Source organism: Pseudomonas sp. GW456-E7 (genome assembly GCF_059424105.1).
Genome location: NZ_JBWKZB010000001.1, coordinates 339,525 through 347,148, shown reverse-complemented (window position 1 = coordinate 347,148; position 7,624 = coordinate 339,525). Strand labels below are relative to the sequence as shown.

Annotated in this window: 5 protein-coding genes; 2 read left to right on the top strand and 3 right to left on the bottom strand. The window is 60.9% G+C overall.

Annotated features, from left to right (window positions below):
* Nucleotides 1–954: 954 nt before the first annotated feature.
* Nucleotides 955–1,737, bottom strand: a complete 783-nt coding sequence (locus AC07YV_RS01500) for a response regulator transcription factor (RefSeq protein WP_102700486.1) — start codon at nucleotides 1,735–1,737, stop codon at nucleotides 955–957.
* A gap of 114 nt (nucleotides 1,738–1,851) precedes the next feature.
* Nucleotides 1,852–2,322: a prepilin peptidase gene (locus AC07YV_RS01495; protein WP_102700485.1), complete on the bottom strand. Its 471-nt coding sequence runs from the start codon at nucleotides 2,320–2,322 to the stop codon at nucleotides 1,852–1,854.
* A gap of 75 nt (nucleotides 2,323–2,397) precedes the next feature.
* Here AC07YV_RS01495 and AC07YV_RS01490 point away from each other — a divergent pair, with 75 nt between their 5' ends.
* Both AC07YV_RS01490 and AC07YV_RS01485 read left to right on the top strand, forming a co-directional pair.
* Nucleotides 2,398–2,838: a TadE/TadG family type IV pilus assembly protein gene (locus tag AC07YV_RS01490; protein ID WP_102700484.1), complete on the top strand. Its 441-nt coding sequence runs from the start codon at nucleotides 2,398–2,400 to the stop codon at nucleotides 2,836–2,838.
* Entirely contained in the window at nucleotides 2,835–5,576 is a 2,742-nt protein-coding gene (locus AC07YV_RS01485) for a PAS domain-containing sensor histidine kinase (RefSeq protein ID WP_102700483.1), read from the top strand. Before AC07YV_RS01490 ends, AC07YV_RS01485 begins: the two co-directional genes overlap by 4 nt.
* Here AC07YV_RS01485 and AC07YV_RS01480 read toward each other — a convergent pair.
* The gene (locus AC07YV_RS01480) at nucleotides 5,573–7,555 is read right to left on the bottom strand and encodes a pilus assembly protein TadG-related protein (protein ID WP_102700482.1); all 1,983 of its coding nucleotides are present in this window, start codon (nucleotides 7,553–7,555) and stop codon (nucleotides 5,573–5,575) included. The genes AC07YV_RS01485 and AC07YV_RS01480 overlap by 4 nt on opposite strands.
* Nucleotides 7,556–7,624 lie beyond the last annotated feature (69 nt).

Genomic DNA, 7,624 nt, shown 5'->3' with positions numbered 1-7,624 from the left:
GAACATGGTGGAACTCCTTTATACCTAGTGAAACCACCAGAACCCGTCGCTAAACAAGTAAGGGTGGCAGCTGTACGCAGGTTAGCGAACCGGGAGGTATAAGACCCGGCAGACCCGAAGGTCTCCCGCGCACAGCCACCATGTCGAAAATTGCAAACATACGAACATGTGCAATAGAGACTGGAGCCTTGTCGCGCTTATACCTGGTCAGGTCGCTAAACCCGGTCGCTGAATTTGCAGCGACCGCGAAACGATAAGGACCGGGTACAAGACGCACAAGCCGGCAGATTCTGGCGTAGTTGTAGGCAACGACGCAAGGCGGCGTGGCTTTCAGGAACAGAGGCTGACGGCTTTTAAACAGAGCTGTCGAAACACTGCACATTCCCTGTGGGAGCGGGCTTGCTCGCGAAAGCGGTGGGTCAGTCAACATCAATGCTAACTGTCATGACGCCTTCGGGAGCAAGCCCGCTCCCACAGGGTCGAGGTACATCCGCCAGATTCCGGTCGGCCGGTAGGCCGCCTTCGCGAGCAAGCTCGCTCCCACAGAAGAGCAAAGGCAGAGCAGTCCACACCGCGCCGCTTTTCACCACTCATCAGGCCGAGCGTTAGCTCGCCTGCAGCTCTTGATCTTGATCCACCCGCCCCCTCGGCAGGCTGAGCGGAGGTGTTCATCCGGGGATTGGCGCGCAGCGCCGTTCGACGCAGTCGAACTCATTGCATGTAGGTCGAAGCGAAGCCGACCGGAGGGCAATGCCCCCGGATGAATACCGGAGCGAAGGAACCCCGAGCCTTAGCGAGGGGCCGTACGTAAGGGGCGAGACCTTTTGGTTACTTTTGGGGCGTTTGCCAAAAGTGACCCGCTGTAAGAGCGGAACCGTAAGCCGCCGTTACCGCAGGAATGGATATGTACTCAACTCAAACCACCAGCATGGTCGGCCCAGAGGCCGCCAAGCCTCAGTGCGCCGAAACCCGCTGCCGCCCCCCAGAACCATTGGGCGACAAAGCCAACGCCAACTGCGTCCGATTATGCATATGCGTCAACCGCAACACCTGCGACACATACAACTTCACCGTGTTCTCGGTAATCCCCAACTCACAGGCAATCTGATAATTGGTCTGCCCCTTGCCCACCAACCGCGCCACTTCCAGTTGCCGCGGAGACAGCTGATTGAAAATCGCCGGAACCTCCACCGCATCAGCTTCAGCGACACCCTGCCCCCCCGCGTCTGCCGCCTGCGGCCCGCGCCGAACCTTGTCCAGGTCCTGGTACAGATCATCGATCGACTCGGACAAATACTGCAGCTTCTGGTTCAAATGCCCCAACTGCAGGTTCTTGTGCCTCTCCTGCAAGGCCACTTCCTGGCGCTGCAAACCTTCGAACAACTCATTCAGATCGATCGGTTTCTGGTAATAGTCAGACACGCCGGCGCGCAGGGCCTTGATCACGTCCTGCTTGTCGGCACACCCGGTGAGCATGATCGCCTCGAACGCCCGGTGCTTGCCCGACAGCCGTTGCAGCTCCTGCATCAGCTCGATGCCGTCCATGCCGGGCATGTGAAAATCCAGCAGCACCAGGCCGATATCGAGGTCTTCACTGAAACGCTTGATCGCCTGATAGCCCGATTCGCAGGGAACACAGCGGTAACCTTTACCCTCCAGAAATTCGCAAAGCTCTTCAACGATCAATGGCGCATCGTCGACCACAAGGACTTTTACTGCCGAAGTAAACTTGCTCACGAGCAACTCCCTGTCAGGTCAAAGGTTGACCTGTCCCCCACCGACAGCCAGCGGCTGTACAACTTCTGTCTGAAAAGTAGACGTAGTTTCCGGCTCTGTACATGTCAGGACCGACTAGTGGAACCAGGCCAGTGTCAGCATCAGCCCCGCCAGCACAAAGGGCGCAAATGGCTGCTTCCTTGACATTTCGGGCGCCATGTAAAAAAGATGGGTTCTAAGCCCTTGACTCATATGAAGCCAGACTCTTGGCGCCAGCAGCAGCCAGAAAACACTGGCCAATCCGGCGCCAATAAACGTGCCGAGCACGTGCATACCGTCCGTCGCAAGCCCCAGGGCGGCCATGAGTTTGACGTCCCCGCCGCCCATTCGCTTCATGGCGTAGCCCGGTAGCGTGAAGCCCACGGCCAGCAAAAAAGCCCAGCCGCCCTGTTGCGCTTCGGCCCCCAGCCAGGTCGTGCCGCTCCACAGCAGCCACGCCAGGGCCAGGGCGCCGGCGCCCAGGGTCAGGCCATTGGCGATGTGCCGTTGCCGGGCATCCTGTGCGGCGCAAAGCGCCAGCCAGATCAATAGGACAAAGCTCTGCATTCGGTAAAAAACGTCCGTTTTGGCTGAATGATTCTATGCTGACATTACACAGTGTTGGTCAGGGTAGACGCACTCATGAAAGCCAGCCTCCCCCACAAACAAAAAGGCGCCGCCGCGATTGAGTTCGCCCTGGTGTTCATCATTTTCTTTGGCGTGTTCTACGGCATCGTCAGCTTTAGCCTGCCGCTGCTGTTGATGCAGTCATTCAACCAGTCGACCGCCGAAGCCGTGCGCCGCAGCGTGGCGCTGGACCCAGCCACCCCGGGTTACAGCGCCGCGCTGATCGCCCGCGCCACGACGGAGCTGACCACGCAAACGGCCTGGATTGCGCCGGCCCTGAATTTCAATGTCGCCACCGACGCCAACATCACTTATGTGGGCGGATTGCTGACAGTCCGCATCAGCTACCCCACCAATAAAATCAGCGCCGTCATCCCGTTCCTGAACCTGCCCGGCATCGGTCGGGTACCCAATCTGCCGGCGACCCTCACGGCCAGTGCGAGCCTGCAATTTTGAGTGCCGGGGATAAACTGTTCGGGCGCCTGCTCCACCGCCACCCGCCGCCCCCACCGGAGCCGCCGGAGGCCCTGCGGGTGCACAGCTTCGGATTGCAGATGCAGCTCAATGCCGATGGGCGTGTCGTTCAATTGAGTGGTCCGTTGCGGCACTTGCTGGCCCAGCATCCCCCCGGCGCACAGGCACCGCACCTGCTCGACTTCCTGTTGCCCCACAGCGGCCTCGTCATCGAAGGCGCGCCGGCGCACTGGCAGGGACAAACCCTGGACCTGGATTTCTACAGCCTCAACGGTCCACCCCTGCATTTGCGCGGCTGGGTGCAACCCTTGGCCAATGCCTGGTTGTTGCAGATGCTCGACATCGGCGACTTGTTGCTCGAGCGCCGGCAATCGCGCAACCGCGAGCAATGCCAGGTGCTGGTGCTGCAAATCGCCGAACAGTTGCGCCTGTGCAGCCTGACGCGCCTGCCTGAGGTGCTGGGCGAACAACTGCAAAGCCTGGCCCAGCGCTTTCAGATCCCCTGCATTGCCCTGGCCTTGCTCGATGAGCAGGAACAGGGTTGGCAAATTCATCAGCACTACACGGCTTTCGATGCACCGCAGCTATGGCAAAACAACCAGCGCCTGGGCACGGGGCTGGACAGTTTGAGCGGCTCGGCACCTCAGTACCTGACCCCGCGCGAACACCCGCGCCTGCAAGGCACGTTCGGCAATACCGATGGCTTCGCCGTGCCCTACCACGATGCGCAAGGGGTGGTCGCCTGGTTGCTGTGCGGTTTCTACACGCCGCAACAACGCGCCCCCGATGTCACCGAACGCGACTGGCTGCAAATCACCGCCGCGCTCGCCAGCCCCTTGCTCGAACGCCTGCGCGAGCACCGGCATCACCTGCAACTGGAACGCCTGGAATCGCTGCAAGCGTTGCTGGGCACAGGCTGGTGGGAGGTTTTCAGCGACAGCGAAGAGGTGCAGTTGGCACCTTCGCTGGCGACGACCCTGAACCTTGGAACGTCGCGTTTATCGGTACAGGACTGGCTCGACCAAGTGTATCCCGCCGACCGCGAAGAGCTGCGCATCCGCCTGCAGGACTTGCAGGCGTCGGGCATGCCGCTGCAGTTGTGCGTGCGCCTGTATCGCCCCGACGATGCACTCGAACCCGTCTGGTATCGCCTGCAGGGCCAAGCGCTGGGCGTGGGCAAAAACCGTCGGCTGGTGGGTTTCATGCACGACATCAGTGACATCAAGAATCAGCAGCAGAGCGCTGCCGCAGCCCATGCACGCCTGGACAATCTGATCGCCAGTTCACCGGCGGTGATTTATGTACAGCGCTATGACGAAGGCGCTCTGCAACCGGTGTTCTTCAGCGACAGCCTGTTCCCGTTGCTCGGCTGGACCCTGGCCGACTGCGCACCCGGAACGTTGGTGGAGCGGGTGCACCCCGACGACCGCCTGCAGTATTTCGAGCGCACGCGGCTGTTGCTGCGTGAAGGCTCGGTGCGCGCCCGCTATCGGCTGCGCGACAGTCAGGGTGACTATCACTGGCTGCTCGATGAAGCGAAGTTGTTGCGCGACGACCTCGGCTTGCCGGTGGAAGCCGTGGGCCTGTGGCTGGACGTCACCGAAGCGACCCTGGCGACCGAGCAGGTCAGGCAGAGTGAGGAGCGCTACCGGATTCTGGTGGAGGACTCGCCGGCGATGATCTGCCGCTACCAGCCGGACCTGACCCTGACCTTCGGCAACCGCCCGCTGGCCACCTATCTGGAATTGGCGCCCGAGCAATTGCCGGGGGTGAATCTGGGCAACTGGATGTCCGGGGAACAGCGCGAGGCATTCACCCGGCGGCTGAACCAGTTGAGCCCGGAGTTTCCGGTCAGCACCGCCGAGATCAACCTGCAACTGCCCGGCCGCGAACACGCCTGGTGGGTCTGGTCCGATCGCGGGGTGTTCGACGAACAGGGCCGCTTGCTCGAGGTCCAGGCCGTGGGGCGCGACAACACCGAGGTACGACGCTCGCAGCAGCAGCTCACCCAAAGCGCGAAAATGGCCACCCTCGGTGAAATGGCCACCGGCCTGGCCCATGAGATCAACCAGCCGTTGAACGTGATGCGCATGGCCATCGTCAATGTCCTCAAGCGCCTCAACAACGGCGACGTACAGGTCGATTACCTGATCGACAAGCTCACCCGCATCGACAGCCAGGTGCAACGCGCCGCGCGGGTGGTGGACCACATGCGGGTGTTCGGCCGTCGCTCGGAAATCGAGCAGCAACCGTTCAATCCGACCCAGGCCATCGAAGGCACGCTGGCGCTGTTGTCCGAAGGGATGCGCGGCAAAGGTGTCGACCTGCGCATCAGCGAGACCGGTTTTGAAGTGCAGGTGCACGGCTACGTCGATCAGCTCGAGCAGGTGCTGATCAACCTGATGGTCAACGCCCGGGATGCATTGCTCGGCAAGCGCGAGGCCAACCCCGATTTCAAACCGTGGATTTCGCTGTACGCCGAACGGGATACACAGGTGGTACGCCTGTGGGTCGAGGACAACGGCGGCGGTATCGACCCGCGTTTGCTGGAGCGGATTTTCGAGCCGTTCTTCACCACCAAACCGGTGGGTGTCGGCACCGGCCTGGGACTCTCGGTGAGCTACGGCATTGTCGAGAACATGGGCGGAAAACTGAGCGTGCAAAACGCCACCGAAGGTGCGCGTTTCTGCATTGAGCTGCCGATAGTGAAGCCGGACTAGTTCACCAGCGTCGCTCGACCCGAGTGACAACTGAGGTTGGCACCCACCTCGACTTTGTTCAGGTCGATCCCCAGGCTCGCCAGCAACGTATTGATCAACGTATCCAGTAACGGGCTGAGTACCGTATTGATCGCATTGACCAACGCAGTCGTGACCTCACTCAAAATACCGCCCAAGCCACCGACGATACTGCCCGACGGCCCATACATGTTCACGCCAAGGTTGCTCACGGTGGTGCTCAGGCTGTTGACGATGTTGGTCGTGGTGTAGGCGTAGTAAAACGGCGGCTGATTGATCTCCGGCAGGTTTGTGGCCGCCGGCGCGGAATAGACGTGAGGCATGTTGGCATTCTGGACAACCGCAGTGTTGACCATGATATCGACGCTACCGCCAACGCCAGGCTGATGGTTGTAACAGGTTGGCGGCAAGATCAGCAGCCGCTGGCAGGTCTTCACGCCGATATCGATGACCTTCAAGGGATTGACGTTGTTGCTGGGTGGAACAGTCGGCGAGCCAAACACATCGGCAGGGTTGATCTGCCCGATCTTCAATCCGATCAACGTGGTGGTGGTGTTGGTCGTCAGGCTTTTGTTCGTCGCACTCACACAACTGTAAGCCGTGACATAACTCCAGGCACCGGCCGCCTCCAGCGCCACATCGATGCGTATCGGAGGTGGCAAGAGCTTGATGTCCGGCGTGTCACACGGCACGAGCAAGGCGCAGGTCAATGAGTTGACGACGCCTACCAGGTCCAGATGCAGCAATGAATTCAGGGTGTTGGTCAGTGGCGCAGCGAGATCGATGACGGCGTTGACCAGAGGCGTGATGGCGTCCAGCACGGGCAGGTTGATCGACAACAATGTCTTGACCTGAGCCGTGCGTACATAGATGCGGTTGGGTCCCAGAGGGGCCAATGCCGCGTTTTTCGGATTGCCGATGGCCGACAATTGCGGCGGCTCCATCACCTGCACCCGTGCAGTGATCTGCGCCAGGCCCGCGAGGTTGATCGGTAAAGTCGCGACCAAGGCATTCTTCTTGTTGGCCAGTTGCACAAAGCCTTCAATCAGATCGAAGGCTTTGAGATTCACGGCAAGGGTCGAGATGTCGGTGCCACTTTCAACATGCAACATATTACCCGGCACAACGGACGTCGTACCCGCTGCCACCTTCAACGCTTGCAGGCTGACAATGGTTGCGGAGGCTCCCAGTGTGCCGTTGGGGTCCAGTACGTTGATGGCGGTCTGGATCAACTGGCTGACATTGACCGTACTGCCCAGTACCTGGTCGTAGCCGCCAGCCGTCAGGCCGAGGTCAGTTTTCAACCGATTGAGGTAGCCGAGCAGGCTGATGTCGGTATTGACCAAACCGTTCCAGCCCGCCGCGCTGATACTGACGGTGCCTCCCAGCAATCCCCCGAACAGCAGACTGGTAATGGCCGCCTTGCTGGTATCGAAGGTCAGGGTCGCACTGCGGATCGTCAATGAAGCCACGGGGGGCGGCAGCGCAGCGACCGCCGTAGCGCTGAGCGTCAGCGTCGAGCCCGCCGGTGCACCGCCGGCCAAGGCGCCGATGCCACCGGCAATGCTCTGTTGCACGACATGGCTGGCGATAACCCGGATAGCCTCGCTTTTGCTTGGGTCTGCACCGAATACCCGAAGGTTGTTGGCATCCAGGGTCAGCGTACCGCAGGCCACCGCCAGTGCGCGTCCAGTGGAGGGAATGGCGAAACCATTTCGTTGCGCGCTGGCCGTGGCATAGGTGTTCGCGGTTGAGCCGGCGGAACAGTCTCCCCCCCTTGTGGCCGCCTCAAGGGCAGCCATGTCAGCCACGCGCTGCAAACTGCGTTTTTCCAGGTACAGCCTGCCGGTGTCGACCACCAACAGCATGAATGCCAAAGCCAAGGTCAGGGTCAAAGCAGCCATCAAGCCGATCGCCCCCCGTTGCCGGACCGGGCCGCGAAACTGCATGCGGGGAGACATGGCGCACTCCTTTGCCGGCAAACTGCCGGGCGCGACCTCCGTTGGTGCAAAGCAGTGTAGACAAGGGTG